This is a genomic window from Solilutibacter tolerans, assembly GCF_900155935.1.
In the GTDB taxonomy this organism is placed as follows: domain Bacteria; phylum Pseudomonadota; class Gammaproteobacteria; order Xanthomonadales; family Xanthomonadaceae; genus Solilutibacter; species Solilutibacter tolerans.
The window spans coordinates 371,403-390,000 of record NZ_FTLW01000003.1; the positions used below are offsets into that span (position 1 = coordinate 371,403).

At 61.4% G+C, this 18,598-nt stretch carries 18 protein-coding genes, 2 rRNA genes and 1 other RNA gene (1 of these 21 running past the window's edge); 15 read left to right on the forward strand and 6 right to left on the reverse strand.

Annotated features, from left to right (window positions below; translation table 11 throughout):
• Positions 1–32: 32 nt before the first annotated feature.
• Positions 33–1,385 carry a M1 family metallopeptidase gene (locus tag BW989_RS07975; protein WP_165688574.1) on the reverse strand — a complete coding sequence of 451 codons (1,353 nt, stop codon included), beginning with the start codon at positions 1,383–1,385 and terminating at the stop codon, positions 33–35.
• A gap of 77 nt (positions 1,386–1,462) precedes the next feature.
• The gene (locus BW989_RS07980) at positions 1,463–2,311 is read right to left on the reverse strand and encodes a YicC/YloC family endoribonuclease (protein ID WP_076587293.1); all 849 of its coding nucleotides are present in this window, start codon (positions 2,309–2,311) and stop codon (positions 1,463–1,465) included.
• A gap of 73 nt (positions 2,312–2,384) precedes the next feature.
• Between BW989_RS07980 and rph the strand changes: the two genes are divergently transcribed.
• From rph to BW989_RS08020, 8 genes are all read left to right on the forward strand, one after another.
• Entirely contained in the window at positions 2,385–3,119 is a 735-nt protein-coding gene (gene rph, locus BW989_RS07985; protein ID WP_076587295.1) for a ribonuclease PH, read from the forward strand.
• Positions 3,116–3,706, forward strand: coding sequence for an RdgB/HAM1 family non-canonical purine NTP pyrophosphatase (rdgB, locus tag BW989_RS07990; protein WP_076587081.1), 591 nt, complete (start codon positions 3,116–3,118; stop codon positions 3,704–3,706). The genes rph and rdgB overlap by 4 nt, the downstream gene beginning before the upstream one ends.
• 12 nt (positions 3,707–3,718) lie before the next feature.
• Positions 3,719–4,876 (forward strand): radical SAM family heme chaperone HemW, encoded by a 1,158-nt coding sequence (gene hemW, locus BW989_RS07995; protein WP_076587083.1) that lies wholly within the window; start codon positions 3,719–3,721, stop codon positions 4,874–4,876.
• 44 nt (positions 4,877–4,920) lie between these two features.
• Positions 4,921–7,308, forward strand: coding sequence for a DUF1631 family protein (locus BW989_RS08000; RefSeq protein WP_076587085.1), 2,388 nt, complete (start codon positions 4,921–4,923; stop codon positions 7,306–7,308).
• On the forward strand, positions 7,308–7,646 hold the full coding sequence (locus BW989_RS08005; RefSeq protein ID WP_076587087.1) for a PilZ domain-containing protein: 339 nt from the start codon (positions 7,308–7,310) through the stop codon (positions 7,644–7,646). The genes BW989_RS08000 and BW989_RS08005 overlap by 1 nt, the downstream gene beginning before the upstream one ends.
• A gap of 94 nt (positions 7,647–7,740) precedes the next feature.
• Positions 7,741–9,066, forward strand: coding sequence for a Xaa-Pro dipeptidase (gene pepQ, locus BW989_RS08010; RefSeq protein WP_076587089.1), 1,326 nt, complete (start codon positions 7,741–7,743; stop codon positions 9,064–9,066).
• Complete coding sequence (locus BW989_RS08015; protein ID WP_076587091.1) at positions 9,063–9,503, forward strand: hypothetical protein; 441 nt, start codon at positions 9,063–9,065, stop codon at positions 9,501–9,503. The genes pepQ and BW989_RS08015 overlap by 4 nt, the downstream gene beginning before the upstream one ends.
• Before the next feature lie 5 nt (positions 9,504–9,508).
• Positions 9,509–9,898, forward strand: coding sequence for a fluoride efflux transporter FluC (locus tag BW989_RS08020; RefSeq protein WP_076587093.1), 390 nt, complete (start codon positions 9,509–9,511; stop codon positions 9,896–9,898).
• A gap of 15 nt (positions 9,899–9,913) precedes the next feature.
• On the opposite strand, the gene BW989_RS08025 is transcribed toward BW989_RS08020, so the two are convergent.
• Positions 9,914–11,239, reverse strand: a complete 1,326-nt coding sequence (locus BW989_RS08025; protein ID WP_076587095.1) for an aminopeptidase P N-terminal domain-containing protein — start codon at positions 11,237–11,239, stop codon at positions 9,914–9,916.
• A 3-nt stretch (positions 11,240–11,242) separates the two neighbouring features.
• A complete protein-coding gene (locus BW989_RS08030; RefSeq protein WP_076587097.1) occupies positions 11,243–11,773 on the reverse strand; it encodes a UPF0149 family protein in 531 nt (176 codons plus the stop codon).
• Between the two features lie 117 nt (positions 11,774–11,890).
• Here BW989_RS08030 and BW989_RS08035 point away from each other — a divergent pair, with 117 nt between their 5' ends.
• The 7 genes from BW989_RS08035 (at position 11,891) to BW989_RS08065 (ending at position 16,079) form a co-directional block, all read left to right on the forward strand.
• Positions 11,891–12,112 (forward strand): TIGR02449 family protein, encoded by a 222-nt coding sequence (locus BW989_RS08035; protein WP_076587099.1) that lies wholly within the window; start codon positions 11,891–11,893, stop codon positions 12,110–12,112.
• Positions 12,109–12,414 carry a cell division protein ZapA gene (locus BW989_RS08040; RefSeq protein ID WP_076587100.1) on the forward strand — a complete coding sequence of 102 codons (306 nt, stop codon included), beginning with the start codon at positions 12,109–12,111 and terminating at the stop codon, positions 12,412–12,414. The genes BW989_RS08035 and BW989_RS08040 overlap by 4 nt, the downstream gene beginning before the upstream one ends.
• Before the next feature lie 53 nt (positions 12,415–12,467).
• A non-coding RNA gene (ssrS, locus tag BW989_RS08045) (6S RNA) lies at positions 12,468–12,651 on the forward strand.
• 100 nt (positions 12,652–12,751) lie between these two features.
• Entirely contained in the window at positions 12,752–13,336 is a 585-nt protein-coding gene (locus BW989_RS08050) for a 5-formyltetrahydrofolate cyclo-ligase (RefSeq protein ID WP_076587102.1), read from the forward strand.
• A complete protein-coding gene (locus tag BW989_RS08055) occupies positions 13,333–13,800 on the forward strand; it encodes an EVE domain-containing protein (RefSeq protein WP_076587103.1) in 468 nt (155 codons plus the stop codon). The genes BW989_RS08050 and BW989_RS08055 overlap by 4 nt, the downstream gene beginning before the upstream one ends.
• 21 nt (positions 13,801–13,821) lie before the next feature.
• Positions 13,822–14,484 carry a ribose-5-phosphate isomerase RpiA gene (gene rpiA / locus BW989_RS08060; RefSeq protein WP_076587105.1) on the forward strand — a complete coding sequence of 221 codons (663 nt, stop codon included), beginning with the start codon at positions 13,822–13,824 and terminating at the stop codon, positions 14,482–14,484.
• Positions 14,485–14,591: 107 nt separating this feature from the next.
• Positions 14,592–16,079 (forward strand): Y-family DNA polymerase, encoded by a 1,488-nt coding sequence (locus BW989_RS08065; protein WP_076587107.1) that lies wholly within the window; start codon positions 14,592–14,594, stop codon positions 16,077–16,079.
• Positions 16,080–16,173: 94 nt separating this feature from the next.
• Here BW989_RS08065 and rrf read toward each other — a convergent pair.
• Both rrf and BW989_RS08075 read right to left on the reverse strand, forming a co-directional pair.
• Positions 16,174–16,288: ribosomal RNA gene (rrf, locus tag BW989_RS08070) — 5S ribosomal RNA — on the reverse strand.
• A gap of 125 nt (positions 16,289–16,413) precedes the next feature.
• Positions 16,414–18,598 (reverse strand): 23S ribosomal RNA (locus tag BW989_RS08075) (it continues 692 nt past the right edge of the window).

Consider the following 18,598-nt stretch of genomic DNA (forward strand, 5'->3'; position numbering starts at 1 on the left):
GCGCCCAGCTTAAATCCACCCGAGCATCCCGCTTATTCCCCGCTCCCCGCCCACCGCGCGAAGAAGGCCGACAGATCACGCCCGCTGCTGCGCTCCATCGCGGCGCGCAGGTCGGATGTCACCACCGACTGCCCCTGGTTTGCCTGCGTATACGCGCGAATCCCGCCCCAGAATGCCTCCTCGCCCAGCTCCTCGCGCAGCTGGGCGATGGCATAGGCCCCTTTGACATAGACCACCGCACGATCATCGGCCGTCGGCGCGACCCATCGCGCATAAACCAGCGGCCGGTCCTTGCCCTCCGCACGCAGGCGCTCCACCCGCTGCTTCCAACCCGCCACGCGCTCCCGATATACCGCATCGCCATGTCGATGCTGCAGATAGGCCGCCGTCATGAACGTGACCAGCCCTTCGTTGAGCCAGAAATGGCCCCAGTCGAGACAGGTAACGCCAACACCCCACCATTGGTGCGCCACTTCATGCGCTATCAAGCCCACATCATGGCTGCCATCCAGCACACCTTGGCCATAGGCCTCGGACAGCACGGCCAGGCCCGCCATTTCTTGCCCGATGGTCTTGGCCACCAAGGCCTGGCTGTAGCGGCCGCGATAGGGAATGCCCGTCTTCTCACCGAAAAACCGCAGCATGTCGGGGGTTTCGGCAAACACACGGCGCAACTGCCGCTCATCCAGCGCCCCGGAGAGATAGCGCAGGCTCAACCCGCCATCATGCAGCGCCACTTCGCGATACCGCCCGGCGGCGAACCCGTACGTGAAGCTCGGCACGGACTCACGCAGACGCCAATGATGAAGGCGGCGACCATCGCGCTGCTTGCGTGCTGAGATCTCGCTGCCATTGCCGATCATTCGCGCATCAATGGGCAGCAGCACGCGCAAGTCGAGCGAGGCGCGTTCGTCCGGCGCATCAATGCACGGCATCCACTGGCTGGTGGAGAAGATGGTGTAGATCTCTCCACGCTGCGGATGGAACTCCATCCCGAATTTCGGCGCGCCGTGGTAATCCACCTCGATGCGCAGCCGTTTCCCGCGCGGGTGCTTTCGCGCAAGCGTTACTTGCAAGCGTCTGTCGGCGACTTCAAACGGCAAGGACTGTCCGTCGGCACGCACGGCATCGATCGTCAATGCACCCACATCAAAATCCAGGCGAGTCGCCCCGGCAGCGACCAGATCCAACTGGATCACTACCTGGCCGCGCAAGGTGCCGGCGTCCACATCAGGATCGAGATGGACGCTGTAATGCTGCACATCAAAGGAGCGAAGCGGCGCAACATCGCCCTGCGGGCTCTTCTCCTTGGCAGGCGTCGCCCAAACGCCGATCGGCATCAAGCCGAGGCAGGCAAGGATCATCAACATGGCCCGGATGCGCATCGACCAAGTATGCCGTGCGGAAGTGTTCCGTCCGAATCGATGTCGCATGAAACCTCGCTTTGCCGGCACCCGGGGCGTTACTCGATGTTCTGAACCTGCTCGCGGATCTGGTCGATCAGCACCTTCAACTCCACCGCCGCATTGCTGGTGCGTGCATCGACCGACTTGGAGCCGAGCGTGTTCGCCTCACGATTGAATTCCTGCAAAAGAAAGTCCATGCGGCGGCCCACCGGCTCGCGCTGCTTCAACACACGACGGGCTTCAGCGACGTGGCTGTTCAGGCGGTCGAGCTCCTCATCCACATCGAGCTTCTGCAACCACAGCACCAGCTCTTGTTCGAGGCGTCCCGCATCCAAATTGCCGGCCACTTCACTCATGCGCGCGGTGAGCTTGGCGCGCTGGCCTTCGCGGATCGTGGGCACCAGCGTACGTACTTCATCGGCAATCTTCGCCACGCCATCTACGCGCTCGCTGATCGCTTCGCTCAACTTGCTGCCTTCTCGCTCGCGGGCGGCGATGAAATCGTCCAAGGCGACATCCAACAAGGCCAGGGCTTGCGCCTGAAAAGCATCGGTGTCGATGTCGCGTGCCTGCAACACACCGGGCAATTGCAGCAATGTGCCAAGGTCAACGCGCAACGCCGGCAAGGCCGCGTCCAAATCCTGCGCGATGGCCGACAGTCGCTCGACATAACCGGTGTTGAGCTGCAGGGCATCACCGCCTTGCTGGCCGGACAGGCGCATCAACACCTCGATCTTGCCGCGAGAGGCGCGCGCTGCGATGCGTTCGCGAAATTGCGGCTCCAGTGCGCGCAGTTCCTCCGGCAGACGGAAACCGATCTCCAGGAAACGATGGTTCACCGCGCGCAATTCGCAGGTCAAACGCCCCGCCTCGGTCTGGCCTTCGGCGCTGGCGAAGGCGGTCATGCTGCGGATGGACATACGGTCACCAAGGCTTGGGGAATGGTGAATGGTAAACTCGCCCGCCGTTTTCCGAGGAATCGCGATGGAGCGTCCCAGCGGCCGCCAACCGGACCAAATGCGTGAAGTGAGCTTCGTGCGCGGCTTCACCCGCCACGCGGAAGGCTCCGTCCTGGTGTCGTTTGGCGATACCCGCGTCCTGTGCACCGCCAGCATCGAGAACAAGGTGCCCGGCTTTCTGCGTGGCAAAGGCGAAGGTTGGGTGACGGCGGAATACGGCATGTTGCCGCGCTCGACCAACACCCGGAATGATCGCGAGGCCGCACGCGGCAAGCAGGGCGGGCGCACGCTGGAGATCCAGCGATTGATCGGCCGCAGCCTGCGCGCCTGCGTGGATCGCGGCGCGCTGGGCGAGCGCACCATCACCCTGGACTGCGACGTGTTGCAGGCCGATGGCGGCACCCGTACCGCGGCCATCACCGGCGCCTATGTCGCGCTGGCAGATGCGGTTAACAAGCTGATCGCCAAGGGTGAGCTGAAGAAGAATCCACTGCACGGCGCGATCGCCGCAATCTCGGTCGGCATCTATCGCGGCGTGCCGGTACTGGATCTGGATTACGCCGAAGACAGCGACTGCGACACCGACATGAACCTCGTCATGAACGACGGCGGCGGTTTCATCGAGCTGCAGGGCACCGCCGAGGGCCATGCCTTCCGCCGCGATGAACTCGACGCCCTGCTCTCGCTGGGCGAGGCCGGTTGCACGCAGTTGTTCGAAGCGCAGCGACAGGCGCTGGCGAACGACGCGGCATGAACAGACTGGTCCTCGCCAGCGGCAACCCCGGCAAGCTGGCTGAGTTCAGCGCACTGCTGGCCGATGTTGGCTTCGAGGTGCGTCCGCAATCGGAATTTAGCGTGGAGGATGCGGAGGAAACCGGCCTCACCTTCATCGAAAACGCCATCCTGAAAGCACGTCACGCATCACAGGCGACGGGTCTGCCCGCGCTGGCGGATGATTCCGGCTTGGTGGTCGATGCGCTCGGCGGCGCGCCCGGCTTGTACTCCGCGCGTTACGCGGGCGAGCACGGCAATCATTCGGCCAACATCGACAAACTGCTGCACGAATTGCGCGATGTCCCCGATGAGCGCCGCTCCGCGCGCTTCGTCTGCGTGCTGGCTTTGCTCCGCCATGCCGAGGATCCGCAACCGTTGATCTCACAAGGCCTGTGGGAAGGCCGCATCCTGCACGCACGCCAGGGCGATGGCGGCTTCGGCTACGACCCGGTGTTCTTCTCGCCGACCGATCACATGAGCGCCGCCGAATTACCTTCGGACGTGAAGAACCTGGTCAGCCACCGCGGGCGGGCGCTCGCGATGCTGCGGGCCGCGCTGGCCGGCTGATTCACAGCAACCATGCTGACCCCGCCACCCCTGTCGCTCTACGTGCACTTGCCGTGGTGCGTGCGCAAATGCCCGTACTGCGACTTCAACTCGCACGAAGGCAAGGGCGCGCTGCCGTTCGATGACTACATCGATGCGTTGATTCTCGACCTGGAACACGATCTGCCGCTGGTCTGGGGCCGCACCGTGCATTCGGTGTTCTTTGGCGGCGGCACACCCAGCCTCTTCGCGCCCAAACACATCGAGCGTTTCCTGCAGGCGGCCAGCGCGCGGTTGCGCATCGCGCCGGGCGCGGAAATCACACTCGAGACCAACCCGGGCACGGTCGAGCATGGCCCGTTCGCGGGCTATCGCCGGGCCGGTATCAATCGCCTCTCTTTCGGCGTGCAGAGTTTCGATGATGGTTGCCTGGCCCGGCTGGGCCGCATCCACACTAGCGGCGACGCCGAGCGCGCGGTGAAGGCCGCGCAGGATGCGGGCTTCGACAACCTCAACCTCGACCTGATGTACGCGCTGCCCCAGCAGACCTTGGCGATGGCTGAGGCCGATGTCGAACGCGCCATCGCCTTGGCGCCGACGCACCTCAGTCATTATCAATTGACGCTCGAACCCAACACCCTGTTCGCCGCCAAACCGCCGCCGGGCATCCCCGATGACGACCTGGGCTGGGACATGCAGGAGCGCTGCCAAACCTTGATGGCCGATGCCGGCTACGCGCAATACGAAGTCAGCGCCTACGCGAAACCCGACCGCCAGTGCGCGCACAACCTCAACTACTGGACCTTCGGTGACTACCTCGGCATCGGCGCAGGCGCGCACGGCAAGCTGACGATCGGTAGCGAACAACGCATCCTGCGCCGCTGGAAGCACAAGCATCCGACCACCTATTTGCAGCATGCGGGCACAGCCGCAGCGATTGGCGGCGACGAAAATATTGGTCGGGACCGGCTGGGCTTCGACTTCATGTTGAATGCCTTGCGTCTGAATGCGGGCTTCACCCTCGAGCTGTTCGAGTTGCGCACAGGTCTTGTGCGAAGTGACATCGCAACCGAGCTCGATGTTGCGGTGGTGAATCGTTGGCTGGAGATCGATGCAGATGGCAGCGTGCGTCCGACCGAATTGGGGCGACGCTTCACCAATGATGTGATCGCCCTGTTCTTGCCGGATTAAGCCTGGGGCGTCGCCAAGCCGCTTGCCGTAGGTATGATGCGGAAATGGGGGAACAACGGGACATCGCTAGCCTGGCCGACAACGGCCTGCCGCCACGTGTGCGTAAAGTGGCGACCCAGCTGCTGCAAGTCACCGAATCCGTGCTGGGGGATCGCATCCGCTTGATGCTGGAGCACTTCGAAACCCATCTCTTCAAGCAGGCCGAACGTGCCCGCTCACCTGCCGACCAGTCTGAAATGCTGAAAGCCGTGCAAGCGCTCCGCACGCAGAGCGCGCAGTTTCGGCCAGCCTATTTCAAGGCGCTTGAAACGCGCCTGGCCCAGATCCGCAGCAACCTACCTTCTCGCACCGATGAGCTACTCACGGGCGCGGCAAGGCCCTCATCGGAATGGACGGTCCACGACTCCGTCCCCGAAGTTGAGACCGCAGAAGCGCAATTGCGCGACCTCGCCTCGCCTATCGAAGGCACGGCCAGTCTCTCGCTCTACTTGCTTGGCCAACGCTTCGGCGTGCTGGCCGGCGCACCCGCGTTCTCCCCCGCACAGATCTGCCTTGGCCCTCGCACTTTGGTGGATTTGGCAGGACATGTTTCGCACGATGTCTTTGGTGATCGCGTGTCAGCGTCCACCATCCAGTCGCACTTCGCGCAGCAAGTGCTGGGGGACTATGCAAGCTTTGCTGACCGCATCAACGAGACATTGGACGCTGCCGGGGTACTGCCCGGACTGACCTATGTGCCTGTGCGCCCGACCAAAGCGTCGAAAGCCAGTCCCGCCCCCACCCCGCCGCGGACAGCGGCTGAGCCTGCCGCGGAGAACACCCCCCCCGCATCTCCCTCCCAGCCTTCATGGACGCAGGGGCGCGAGAAGGCGCAGGCCGCAGGTCAGCAACCTGCTCAGCCCCACATGGGCACAGCTCATGCCGCTTCGCCCACATGGGGCCGGGATGACGTGACCGGCTGGCTGGAGCAGCCAGCCCACACCCCGCTGGTTCCGCAAGCACCGCCCGCCGACTTCCGTTATCTGCAGCAGTTGCTGACCGCGCACCGCATCGCCGGTAAGTTGCCGCCCAGGGTCGTGCCGCCGCCGGGCGCCGAGATCGACAGCGCGGATGTCGACCGCTTCCTTCACGAGATCCAATCGCAACCGACATCGGGCGCCAACCAAGCGCGCTCCATCCACGGGCTGCGTGAAAGCCTGCTTCAGCGTGCGCGCACCGAACAAGGACCCGCCGCCAACCTGGGGCGAGAGGACGCAGACACATTCGAAATCCTCTCGATCCTGTACGCAGAGGTCGCACGCGAAGTCCGCGCGGGCTCATCGGTGCATGGTCTCTTGGAGCGCCTGCAGCTGCCGGTACTGCGTCTTGCGCTGAAGGATCGCAGCTTCTTCGAGGAAGCCGCGCACCCTGCCCGCCAATTGCTCAATACGATTGCCGAGTCCGATGCATCGACTTATGGCGATTACGCGATCGATCCGTATTTCGAAGCGGCCATGCGCAAGGCAGTGGAGCGCATGGAAGACGACTTCCATGGCCAGCCGGAAATCCTCACCGAGGTCAACGATGAGCTGCAGTCGCAATTCCGCCAACAGGTAAAGCGCTCGCAATCCAATGAGAAGCGCCTGGTCGAAGCGGCGCGCGGCCGCGAGCGCATGGCGATCGCCAAACAAACCGCGACGATGGCCCTACAGGCCTTGCTGGATGAACAGAAGCCGCCACGCGTCGTCGAAATACTGATGCGTCGTGCATGGCTGGATGCGATGACGCTGACCGCTCTGCGTAATGGAGAAGCATCGCCGGCGTGGCAGAAGCAGATCGATACAACCCGACAGATTCTGGAAACGGTCAACGCACCCGAGCCAGTCCAGTCACCGGAGTTGGCGAAAGAAATCGACTCGGCCATGCGTCGCGTGGGCTACCACGAGACCGAGGCCAACGCGCTTTCCCGCCACCTCAGCCGCAGCAGCACCGCACCCCGCGACGATAACGAGCCCACGGCCACCGAAATCTCTGCGCAAATCAAGGCACATACACGCCTGGGTGAAGAAGATGTCGAAAGTCGCGAGGAAAAGATCGAGCGCGCCAAGCTGCCGCCACGCACACGTGATGAGGAGGAGTGCTATCGGCATTTGCGCACTTTGCCTTTTGGCTGCTGGATCGACTTCATCCAGAACCAGCAGGGCGAAGCCGAACGCCGGCGCCTGTCGTGGTACAGCACGGTCACCGACCGCGCATTGTTCGTGAATCGTCGCGGCCAACGCGTCGCTGAAATGCACATGGATGCGCTGGCGCGACTCATGGCTCAAGGCCAGTTGCGCGTGGTCGAGCGCAACCAGCTTCGCCTTATTGATCGCGCCTTCCGCTCCACCGTGGAGATGTTGCGCAACACCCTGCGCGGCGACCCCAAAAAACCTGTGCAGGCCGCCTCCTGATGAACAGCGCCGACTATCGCAATGCCACCCGGCGCGAGCTGAAAGGCTCCTTCGAGGTCACCGACAGCATGACCGGCCTGCGCGTCGGCCATTTGATCGACTTGTCCGGCACGGGTCTGCAAGTCGCTACCGGCACGCCGCTCATCCAGGACGCGCTCTATCAATGGCGCTTCCCGCTGCCCTCACCGGGTGGCCAGGCGCCACTGGAAGTCGAATGCGGCATCCACGTGCTCTGGGTCAGCTCGGAGACACCGGGCGAGTACACCGCAGGCGGGCGCTTCATCCAGATTTCGCGCAACACCCGCGATCGCATCCGCGCCTGGAGCGAAGGTCACTGAAACGGCCGCAAACGTGAACCCCGTCCCCGCGCATTCCGGGACAAGCCCAGTCGATTGCGTCAAAATCAAGAGCCCCGCCTCCACGGAGCACCTGATGTCGTCCGACAATATCCACGCACACTATGCCGACCATCTGCGCACGGCCATGCAGCGCGCTGACACGGCCTTGGCGCGCGGCGGCTTCGACCATCTGGTGATCCCGAGCGGCACTCTGCACTATCAAGCCTTCGATGACCGCGACTACCCCTACGCGGTCAACCCCAACTTCAAGTTCTGGCTGCCGCTGACCAATGCGCCCGGCAGTTGGCTGGTCTATACGCCGGGCCAAAAGCCCAGGCTCATCTTCCTCCAGCCCCATGATTATTGGCACGTGGTGCCGAGTGACCCGTCGGGCGCCTGGGTCGAGCACTTCGACATCGTCGTCATCCGCACCGCCGATGAAGCCTTGCAACACTTGCCGGACGCCTCGGCACGCACCGCCATCCTTGGCGAGCCGCAAAGCGCACTAGGCAATGTCATCCCCAACAACCCGCAGGCCGTGCTCGCCTATCTCGACTTCCATCGCGCCTTCAAGACGCCGTATGAAGTCGCGATGATTCGCCTGGCCACGCGTCGCGGCGTACGCGGGCATCGTGCGGCCGAGCGCGCGTTCCGCGCAGGCGCCAGCGAATTCGGCATCCATCTCGCTTATTGCCAAGCAGTCGGCCAGGATTCGGCCGAGCTGCCCTACGGCAACATCATCGGCCTGAACGAACACGGCGCAGTGCTGCACTACATGGACCGCGACCGCGTACCGCCGCGGCCTTCGCGCAGCCTGTTGATCGATGCGGGTGCCAGCCACAATGGCTACGCCTGCGACATCACCCGCACCTATTCCGCAACCAATGACGACTTCCAGTCGATGATCAATGCGGTCGACATGGCCCAGCGCGCCATGTGCGACCAAGTCCGCAACGGCACCGACTACCGCCAGATCCATCTCGATGCGCACCTGGCCTTGGGCCGTATCCTGAAAGACTTCGGCGTGACCACGGTCGATGCGGAAACGGCAGTCGAAACCGGTGTGACCAGTGCTTTCTTCCCGCACGGCATCGGTCATGGCATCGGCCTGCAGGTGCACGATGTCGCCGGCTTTGCCGAAACCGATGCCGGCGGCACGCTGGACAAGCCCGATGGCCATCCCTACTTGCGCATGACGCGTGTCTTGGCGCCGGGTATGGTGGTGACGATCGAGCCCGGCATCTACTTCATCGACATGCTGCTCAACGAGCTGAAAGACAAAGGCTTGGCCGGCAGTATCGATTGGGCGAAGGTGGAAGCCTTCAAGCCCTATGGCGGCATCCGCATCGAAGATGAAGTCGTCTGCACTGACGATGCCCCCATCAACATCACCCGTGAAACATGGAGTGAGATCGCATGAACCGCATAGCCATCACGAGCTCCACCCTCGCGCTGATGCTTGTCGCCATCTCTGGCTGCAAGCAAGAGGCGCCGCCCGCACCGCCCGCCGCCAACACCGCCGCGAGCAACTGCCTGCAATATGCACCGGGCATGGTCACGCTGATCGGCATGGCCTCCACCCAGACCGTCAGCGCACCCGACAAAGACAGTCGCGAAGCGCTGCTGTTAACTCTGGACCAGCCTATCTGCATCGCCACGCATGCAGCACGCGCGGCGGAATACCCAGCCGTCGAAAGCGTCAGCGTCATCGAGTTGGTGCCGCAGAGCGATTTCGCCGCGGTCTATTCCCTCGCTGGCCAACGCGTCAGCGCGCACGGCGGCTTGGTGCCGATTTCCGGCGATGGCGCTGCAGCCAAAACCGGCCTGGTCCTGCGCACGATTAAGCCCGCCCCATAACCAGCATGGGCACCGGCTGGCCGCAATGGGCGCTGGTCATGGCCGGCGGCGCATTGGGCGCTGCTGGGCGATTTTGGCTGGGTGGCCACTTGCTGCGCCAATTCGGTGATCGCCTGCCGTGGGGCACGCTGATCGCCAACTTGATCGGTGCTTTCGCGATCGGGTTTCTCGCTGAGTGGTTGCAGGAGCGCGGACAAGCAGCACTGTATTGGCGCGCGTTTCTGATCGTCGGCGTGCTGGGCGCACTGACCACCTATTCGTCGGTGATGTTGGAGCTGCTGTTGTTCACCCGCGGCGGGCGCATCGGCACCGCAGCGCTCTATCTCGGCATCACCTTGGTCGGCGGGATGGCGCTGATCTGGGCCGGTGCACGATTGGGTGCGCTCTTGCGTTGAGGTCGCACGGCCGCGTCATGCCGCCATGAAGGCCTCGATCTCATCCGCGCTGCGTGCCAGCTTGTCGGTCAGTACGCGATGCCCCGTCTTGGTGATGACGATGTCGTCTTCGGTACGGATGCCGATGCCGCGCCACTTCGCATCAACCGTGTCGTCATCGCTTGAAACATAGAGCCCGGGCTCGATGGTGAATACCATCCCGGGCTCCAAAAGACGCGGCAGATCGTCAACGCGATACTCACCCACATCGTGCACATCCAGCCCCAACCAGTGGCCGGTCTTGTGTCGATAGAAACGCTGGTAGCTGCCGTCGTCGATGTTTTTCTTCAGCCTGCCTTTCAAAAGACCGAGCGATAGCAAACCATCGGTCAAGGTTTCCACTGCTGCGTCGTGGATAGCAGACCACGGGTTACCGGGTAGCGCCATCGCCAAGGCCGCGGCCTGCGCCTTGCCGACAAGATCGTGCAACGCGCGTTGGGCCGGATTGAATCGCCCGTTCACCGGAAACGTACGGGTGATGTCCGATGCATAACCGCGATACTCCGCGCCTGCATCGATCAGCACCAGCTCTCCATCGCGCGCCTTTCCGCGGTTGTCACGGTAATGCAGCACGCAGGCATTGCTGCCTGCACCCACGATGGAGCTATATGCGGGATGTGCATCGTGCATGCGAAACACGCGCTCGACCTCGGCCTGCAACTGATATTCATGGATGCCGGGACGTGCGGCGCGCATCGCCGCTTCGTGTGCTTGCACAGAGATGTCCGCCGCCCGCTGCATCAATGTCAATTCGTCCGCGCTCTTGAACAGGCGCATCTCATCCAACAGATGGCCCAGCTCCAGGAACTCGTGCGGCGGCTGCGCGCCCATGCGCATCTGCGCGCGCACGCGGTTAAGCCAGCCGATCAGCTTCAGGTCGAACTCGGTATCCAGGCCAAAGTGGTACCAGACCCGCGAACGCCCTTCGATCAAGCCAGGGAGGATGTCGTCGATGTCCTCGATGTCCCAGGCATCGTCCAGCGCCAACGCATCCACCGCACCCTCGGGCCCTAGGCGCGGGCCGTCCCAACCTTCGCGCTCGGGGTCGCGTTCGCGACAGAACATCAAGGCTTCGCCATGCTTGCGGCCAGGCGCCAATACCAGCACCGCCTGAGGCTCGTCAAAGGCGGTCAGGTACCAGAAGTCGGAATCCTGCCGATACGGGTAATGGGTGTCGCGACTGCGAATACGCTCAGGTGCGGCGGGCAGGATGAGGATGGCGTCCTCGCCCACCATCTGCATCAGCTGGGCGCGACGCTTGGCGCAGGCTTTCGGCGACAGGGCCCGATCAATCGAAGGCATGGCTCAGTGCAAACGTTTGCGATGCCGCGGGCCAAGCGCGCAATCGCCGTGCAGCAACAACGCAGCGACGCGCACGAATTCCTCGATCTCGGCGAACGCCGCTTCGTCTTCTTCGTCACCATCGGTTTCAGCTTCCGCCATCGCCAGGCGCGCCATGTCTTCCAGCGCCTCGGTGCCCTCCTCCGACAGCGGCGGGTTGGGGCCGGCGGCAAGGCCAAAGCCGCCGAGGAAGGCGCGACACCAATCGAACAGCGCGTTGCCGCGCACATCAACCGAGGCATCATCATCCGGCAACAACAGATGGAAGTTCAGCTCACGATCTTCCATCGCGGCGGCCGTGGCGTCACGCAGTTCATTGAGTGTTGCGTCATCCGGCTGGGCCAATCCCTCATCGGCCAGAATTTTCCCTAGCCAGGCACCATCGACCGCGCCGCCGCCGGCCAACCAGCCGGCCAATGCACCGTGGAGTTCTGCGGGACTGACCGCCAATTGCAACGGCGCCAAGGCGGCTTGTACATGTTGCCAATCGGGCATGGAAGGCTGGGCCGACAAGGCGAAACTCCGTGGAAGCAGGCCCCAAGTGTATCGCGCACGCCCGCCCAACGCGTCTTTCAACTTGACCGCTGGCCCGCCCCCTGACATCGTGCGCGGATGGATGAGAAGGATCCTTTCGACCGCCTGCTGCAGATGATCGAGCGCATCGAGTCGCTGGCCGAGCGTCAGCAGCGCCTGGGCGAAGAAAATCGCAGCCTGCGCCAGCAGCAGGAACAGCTCATTCATGATCGCGCCCAGCTGATCAGCCGCAACGAAGAAGCGCGTAGCCGCGTGGAAGCCATGATCCATCGCCTCAAGGCGCTGGAGCAACACACGTGAGCGCGCCGGAGGGGAAGGCAGAGCCGGTCAACGTCCGCATTCTGGATCGTGAATACACCGTCGGCGTCACCGAGGAAGAACGCGAGAGCTTGGTTGCGGCATCGCGCGTGCTCGACAGCCGGATGCGCGAATTGCGCGGTAATAACCGCATGGTCGCGACCGAGCGCGTCGCCGTGCTGGCCGCCCTCAACCTGGCCCACGAGCTGGAAATTCTGCGCGAGGAAAACCGCAGCCGTGACCGTGCACTGGCCAGCGCCTTGGACGCGCTGGAGCGTCGCCTGGCCCAACTGCCGCAAGAATAAATTTCGCCACGGCATTCACCTTGCATGCGGCAGTCGGCGCTATACTTCGTCTGCGTCCTCTGCCTTGAGCGACAGCGTGCAAAACATTTGCCTTGTCCCTTAAGAACGACACCGGGTTCGCGATAAAGTCCGGCGTGCATGTCCGCCCTGTAGCGGGAAGCCCAACGACCTTAAAGCGTTCCCACTTGAGCCCAATGGTTCAAGGTCGTTTCGCCGCATCGCCACGGCGGAGGATGTCATCTCGAAACCCGCGCTTCGGCGCGGGTTTCTTCTTTTCGGCGCCGTATGCCAGCCTTTCGACATCGTGATAAACACATGACTCGCCTACAATGACGACATGGGTTCCGCCAACCTTTCCAGCCGCCTTGAATTGCGCGAACGTCGCCGCGCCATCCCGCCGCAAGCGCGCATGGCAGCCGCCGAAGCCGTCGCCGATAGCCTTCTCTTGCTGGCCGCCGGACCCGACCTGCACGTCGCTGGCTATTGGGCGATGGATGGCGAGTTGCCGCTGCATGTCTGGCAGCTGAAACTTCGCCCCAATACCGTGTACTGCCTGCCGGTGCTCTACGAAAAAAGCATGCAGCTGAAGTTTGCACCCTGGCGGTCGGGTGACCCGCTCACCACCAATCGCTTTGGCATCCCGGAGCCCGATCTATCGCCAAGCTCAATGTTCGACGTGCACCAGATGTCGTTGATCGCGATGCCGTTGACGGGATTCGACGCACGGTGCCATCGCATCGGCATGGGCGGCGGTTGGTACGATCGCACCTTGGCGTTCCGCCAGCACAACCCAGCTCCACCGCTAGCCGTCGGCATCGGATTCGACGTGCAAGAAGTCCCCGCCATCGAACTGCAGCCCTGGGATATCCCTTGCGATGCGATCGTCACCGAAACCCGCACCCTACTTCGACCATCGACATGAGCGCGCGCAAGAAATACTGGCTGATGAAGTCGGAACCGACCGATTTCTCCATCGACGATCTCGCCCGAGTGAAGACCGAGCCATGGACCGGCGTGCGCAATTACCAGGCGCGCAATTTCATGCGCCAGATGAAACCCGGTGATGGCGTGCTGTTCTATCACTCCAATACCGATGTGCCGGGCATCTACGGCATCGGCGAAGTCGCCAGCCTGCCGTATCCGGACAAGACCCAGTTCGACAAGAAGTCAAAGTACTTCGATGAGAAGGCCACGCCCGAGCAGCCTCGTTGGGAACTGGTCGATGTCGGCTATGTACGCACGCTCAAACGCCCGCTCTCGCTCAACGAAATCCGCGAACATCGCGACGCGTTGGGCGAGGAGTTCGCCCTCATCCGCACCGGCTCACGCCTGTCGGTGATGCCGGTCACCGCAGCTCAGTGGAAACTGTTGCTGTCCCTCGAATAATCGCCCTAGGAAGTCAGACCGATGTCGGAAGCCAAACGTCTTGCCGCCGAAAAGGCCATGGATTATGTCGAAGACGGCATGATCGTCGGCGTCGGCACAGGTTCCACCGTTGCGTATTTCATTGATGCACTGGGCCGTGACCCGAACCGCATCAAGGGTGCCGTATCCAGTTCTGATCAAAGTACCGAACGACTCAAATCACATGGCATCGAGATCCTCGATTTGAACAGCGCCGGCGAGCTGTCCCTGTATGTCGATGGCGCAGACGAATGCGATTCGCACAAGCGGCTGATCAAGGGCGGCGGCGCGGCGCTGACGCGCGAGAAGATCATCGCCGAGGCCAGCAAACAATTCGTGTGCATCATCGATGCATCCAAGCAGGTCGACGTGCTCGGCAAGTTTCCGCTGCCCGTCGAAGTCATTCCCATGGCGCGCAGCTTGGTCGCCCGTGAAATCCTGCGCATGACCGGCGGCCAGCCGGTGTTCCGCATGAATGCGCAGGAAAAGGCCGTCATTACCGACAACGGCAACGTCATCCTCGACATTCACCATCTTTCCATCGTCGACCCGATTACGGTCGAGGCCGCGATCAACCAGATCCCGGGCGTGGTCAGTGTCGGCTTGTTCGCACGCCGGCCGGCCGACGTGGTGATCGTGGGCGGGGAGCCGCCGCAAGTCCTGTAATCGTGTCGCGATCAGCGAGATCGCCCCGCGCTATTTAGTCAAATCGTGAAGTTCGCGTCCGGCGTTGAGATTCGCCGGGCCGATACTGTTTTCCCATACAGGACACGATGATGACGCTGCGCTGCCTGTTCGTTGATTTCAACTCGTATTTCGCCTCGGTCGAACAGCATGACGAGCCGCGTTATCGCGGACGACCGCTGGGTGTGGTGCCCGTGCTTTCACCCACCACCTGCTGCATCGCCGCCAGCTACGAGGCCAAGGCCTTTGGGGTGAAAACCGGCACGCCCGTGTGGGAGGCGTTGGAGAAATGCCCGGACATCATGCTGGTGCAGGCTCGCCCTGCCCGCTATATCCAGTTGCATCACGCCCTGATGGCGCTGATCGAGGATTGCATCCATCACGAGAGGCCCGGCTCGATCGACGAAGTGCATTGTCATTTATTGGGCCGTGAGCGCCAGCGAGAGAATGCCGTTGCGATCGGCATGCAGATCAAGCGCCGGCTCGCCGATTTTTCGGATGCCATTCGCTGCTCGATAGGCATCGCGCCCAATCGCTTCCTGGCCAAAACCGCTTCCGACATGCAAAAGCCGGATGGATTGACCGTGCTGGAGCAAACCGATTTACCGCACGCACTTCATGACTTGGCGCTGCGAGATCTATGCGGTATCGGCCATTCGATGGAACAACGATTGCAGGATGCCGGCATCAATAGCGTCGAAGCGCTGTGCAGCTCATCGCGCGAACGGTTGCGGCGCGCGTGGGGCAGCATCGAAGGCGAACGTTTCTGGCTGCAATTGCGCGGTCATGAACTGCCAGAACGCAAAACAACCAAAGGTTCGGTCGGGCATTCGCATGTGCTGGGTCCAGAACTTCGGAATTACCCAGGCATGCGCTCGGTGTTGTTCAAACTGCTGGCCAAGGCAGCGATGCGGATGCGCCATGACGGATATGTGGCGCGGGGATTGACCTTGCATATCCGATTTGTGGGCATTGATGAGCGCTATAGCCGGTTCAATGCCTTCGAGCCCTTGTCGGATACCCCGACCTTACTTCAATTGCTGGCCCGCCAGCTTCAGTCTCTGGAACGAGCCGAACGTAGCGGGCGCTGGAAATCAAAACGTTATCCGCCACTTTCTGTCGCAGTGACCTTGTCTGGTGTGGAAGAAGTGGGTCGTCAGAGTGGTGAGCTTCTGCCAGAACGCGGACGCGCCTTGCGTGTCACCCAAGCACTGGATCGTATCAACGACCGCTTCGGCAATAACACCCTCTACTTCGGTGCGATGCGCGAAGCCATACGCCATGATGCCGCGCCCATGCGGATCCCGTTTTCGACCATTCCCGATATCAAACGAGAGGATGAGGGCGGTGATCAGCAGGCTTCGTCGCCCCAGAATGACAGTTGCGACCACGACCTCTGGCTACTGCGAGAGCGTCAATTCAAGGTTCTGGCCGAGACCGCACATCGCGAATCACGCAGCAAATCGCATCAATATGGCGAAGACGCCCCGCGTATGGGCGCAGATAGCTGGAACTGGCGCAGCCCATCGTCGCTTAGCGAGGTAAAGCGCGGACAAACATTGCCTCTATTTCGCTGATGGCGAAAGCAACTCGGCGGTCAAAGTGGTTGGGGCCAACAGAAATCTAGAAAAAGAAAATGCCCCGGTCATAGACCGGGGCATTTGGGAATAAATCTGGCGATGACCTACTCTCGCATGCTCAACTGCACACTACCATCGGCGCAGCTACGTTTCACTTCCGAGTTCGGGATGGGATCGGGTGGTTCCATAGCGCTAATGTCGCCAGAAAGCTGGGAAGTGTCGCGGCTAGATCATGGACCTATCGCGCCAACTTTCATAGGGACGGAACGTAGCGAGTGCTTGGCGAAGAACACGTTGGACGTGCGCTCGGCTCAAGGCCACTTGAGGTTATATGGTCAAGCCTCACGGCTCATTAGTACTGGTTAGCTCAACACATTGCTGTGCTTACACACCCAGCCTATCAACCACCTAGTCTTGATGGTGCCTTTAGGGGGCTTGTGCCCCGGGAGATCTCATCTTGAGGCGCGCTTCCCGCTTAGATGCTTTCAGCGGTTATCGCTTCCGAACATAGCTACCCGGCAGTGCCACTGGCGTGACAACCGGAACACCAGAGGTTCGTCCACTCCGGTCCTCTCGTACTAGGAGCAGCCCCTCTCAAATCTCCAACGCCCATGGCAGATAGGGACCGAACTGTCTCACGACGTTCTGAACCCAGCTCGCGTACCACTTTAAATGGCGAACAGCCATACCCTTGGGACCGACTACAGCCCCAGGATGTGATGAGCCGACATCGAGGTGCCAAACTCCGCCGTCGATATGAACTCTTGGGCGGAATCAGCCTGTTATCCCCGGAGTACCTTTTATCCGTTGAGCGATGGCCCTTCCATACAGAACCACCGGATCACTAAGTCCTACTTTCGTACCTGCTTGAGCCGTCACTCTTGCAGTCAAGCACGCTTATGCCTTTGCACACAGTGCGCGATGTCCGACCGCGCTGAGCGTACCTTCGAGCTCCTCCGTTACTCTTTGGGAGGAGACCGCCCCAGTCAAACTACCCACCATACATGGTCCCCGACCCGGATCACGGGCCTAGGTTAGAACGTCAAGCACATCAGGGTGGTATTTCAAGGTTGGCTCCACAAAAGCTAGCGCCTCTGCTTCAAAGCCTCCCACCTATCCTACACAGACGAACTCAACGTTCAATGTAAAGCTATAGTAAAGGTTCACGGGGTCTTTCCGTCTTGCCACGGGAACGCTGCATCTTCACAGCGATTTCAATTTCACTGAGCCTTGGGTGGAGACAGCGCCGCTGTCGTTACGCCATTCGTGCAGGTCGGAACTTACCCGACAAGGAATTTCGCTACCTTAGGACCGTTATAGTTACGGCCGCCGTTTACTGGGGCTTCAATCAAGAGCTTCGCCTTGCGGCTGACCCCATCATTTAACCTTCCAGCACCGGGCAGGCGTCACACCCTATACGTCCACTTTCGTGTTTGCAGAGTGCTGTGTTTTTGATAAACAGTCGCAGCGGCCTGGTATCTGCGGCCCCTCCGAGCTCAGTCACGCACGTGACCACCCAGAAGGGCGTACCTTCTCCCGAAGTTACGGTACCATTTTGCCTAGTTCCTTCACCCAAGTTCTCTCAAGCGCCTGAGAATTCTCATCCTACCCACCTGTGTCGGTTTACGGTACGGTCTTCGTAAGCTGAAGCTTAGGAGCTTTTCCTGGAAGCGTGGTATCAGTCACTTCGCTCTAATGAGCTCGTCTCGGTGCTCGGCATAAAGATTCCCGGATTTGCCTAAGAATCATGCCTACCGCCTTTCCCCCGGACAACCAACGCCGGGTAGACCTAACCTTCTCCGTCCCTCCATCGCACTTACGCGAGGTGCAGGAATATTAACCTGCTTCCCATCGACTACGCATTTCTGCCTCGCCTTAGGGGCCGACTCACCCTGCGCCGATTAACGTTGCGCAAGGAAACCTTGGGCTTTCGGCGTGCGGGCTTTTCACCCGCATTATCGTTACTCATGTCAGCATTCGCACTTCCGATACCTCCAGCAGACTTCTCAATCCACCTTCAACGGCTTACGGAACGCTCCTCTACCGCGCATAACAAAGTTATGCACCCCAAGCTTCGGTTTACCGCTTAGCCCCGTTAAATCTTCCGCGCAGACCGACTCGACCAGTGAGCTATTACGCTTTCTTTAAAGGGTGGCTGCTTCTAAGCCAACCTCCTGGCTGTCTGTGCCTTTCCACATCGTTTCCCACTTAGCGGTAATTTGGGACCTTAGCTGTGGGTCTGGGTTGTTTCCCTTTTCACGACGGACGTTAGCACCCGCCGTGTGTCTCCCATACAGTCCGTCTCGGTATTCGGAGTTTGCAATGGTTTGGTAAGTCGCGATGACCCCCTAGCCATAACAGTGCTCTACCCCCGAGAGGATACATATGAGGCGCTACCTAAATAGCTTTCGAGGAGAACCAGCTATCTCCGGGTTCGATTAGCTTTTCACTCCTAATCACACCTCATCCCCTACCTTTGCAACGGGAGTGGGTTCGGGCCTCCAGTTCGTGTTACC

Bases quoted from the DNA above. Each gene is read 5' to 3' on its own strand.
- BW989_RS07975 (WP_165688574.1), bottom strand. From the start codon at position 1,385: ATGCGCATCCGGGCCATGTTGATGATCCTTGCCTGCCTCGGCTTGATG.
- BW989_RS07980 (WP_076587293.1), bottom strand. From the start codon at position 2,311: ATGACCGCCTTCGCCAGCGCCGAAGGCCAGACCGAGGCGGGGCGTTTG.
- rdgB (WP_076587081.1), top strand. From the start codon at position 3,116: ATGAACAGACTGGTCCTCGCCAGCGGCAACCCCGGCAAGCTGGCTGAG.
- hemW (WP_076587083.1), top strand. From the start codon at position 3,719: ATGCTGACCCCGCCACCCCTGTCGCTCTACGTGCACTTGCCGTGGTGC.
- BW989_RS08000 (WP_076587085.1), top strand. From the start codon at position 4,921: ATGGGGGAACAACGGGACATCGCTAGCCTGGCCGACAACGGCCTGCCG.
- BW989_RS08005 (WP_076587087.1), top strand. From the start codon at position 7,308: ATGAACAGCGCCGACTATCGCAATGCCACCCGGCGCGAGCTGAAAGGC.
- pepQ (WP_076587089.1), top strand. From the start codon at position 7,741: ATGTCGTCCGACAATATCCACGCACACTATGCCGACCATCTGCGCACG.
- BW989_RS08015 (WP_076587091.1), top strand. From the start codon at position 9,063: ATGAACCGCATAGCCATCACGAGCTCCACCCTCGCGCTGATGCTTGTC.
- BW989_RS08020 (WP_076587093.1), top strand. From the start codon at position 9,509: ATGGGCACCGGCTGGCCGCAATGGGCGCTGGTCATGGCCGGCGGCGCA.
- BW989_RS08025 (WP_076587095.1), bottom strand. From the start codon at position 11,239: ATGCCTTCGATTGATCGGGCCCTGTCGCCGAAAGCCTGCGCCAAGCGT.
- BW989_RS08030 (WP_076587097.1), bottom strand. From the start codon at position 11,773: ATGCCCGATTGGCAACATGTACAAGCCGCCTTGGCGCCGTTGCAATTG.
- BW989_RS08035 (WP_076587099.1), top strand. From the start codon at position 11,891: ATGGATGAGAAGGATCCTTTCGACCGCCTGCTGCAGATGATCGAGCGC.
- BW989_RS08050 (WP_076587102.1), top strand. From the start codon at position 12,752: ATGGGTTCCGCCAACCTTTCCAGCCGCCTTGAATTGCGCGAACGTCGC.
- BW989_RS08055 (WP_076587103.1), top strand. From the start codon at position 13,333: ATGAGCGCGCGCAAGAAATACTGGCTGATGAAGTCGGAACCGACCGAT.
- rpiA (WP_076587105.1), top strand. From the start codon at position 13,822: ATGTCGGAAGCCAAACGTCTTGCCGCCGAAAAGGCCATGGATTATGTC.
- BW989_RS08065 (WP_076587107.1), top strand. From the start codon at position 14,592: ATGATGACGCTGCGCTGCCTGTTCGTTGATTTCAACTCGTATTTCGCC.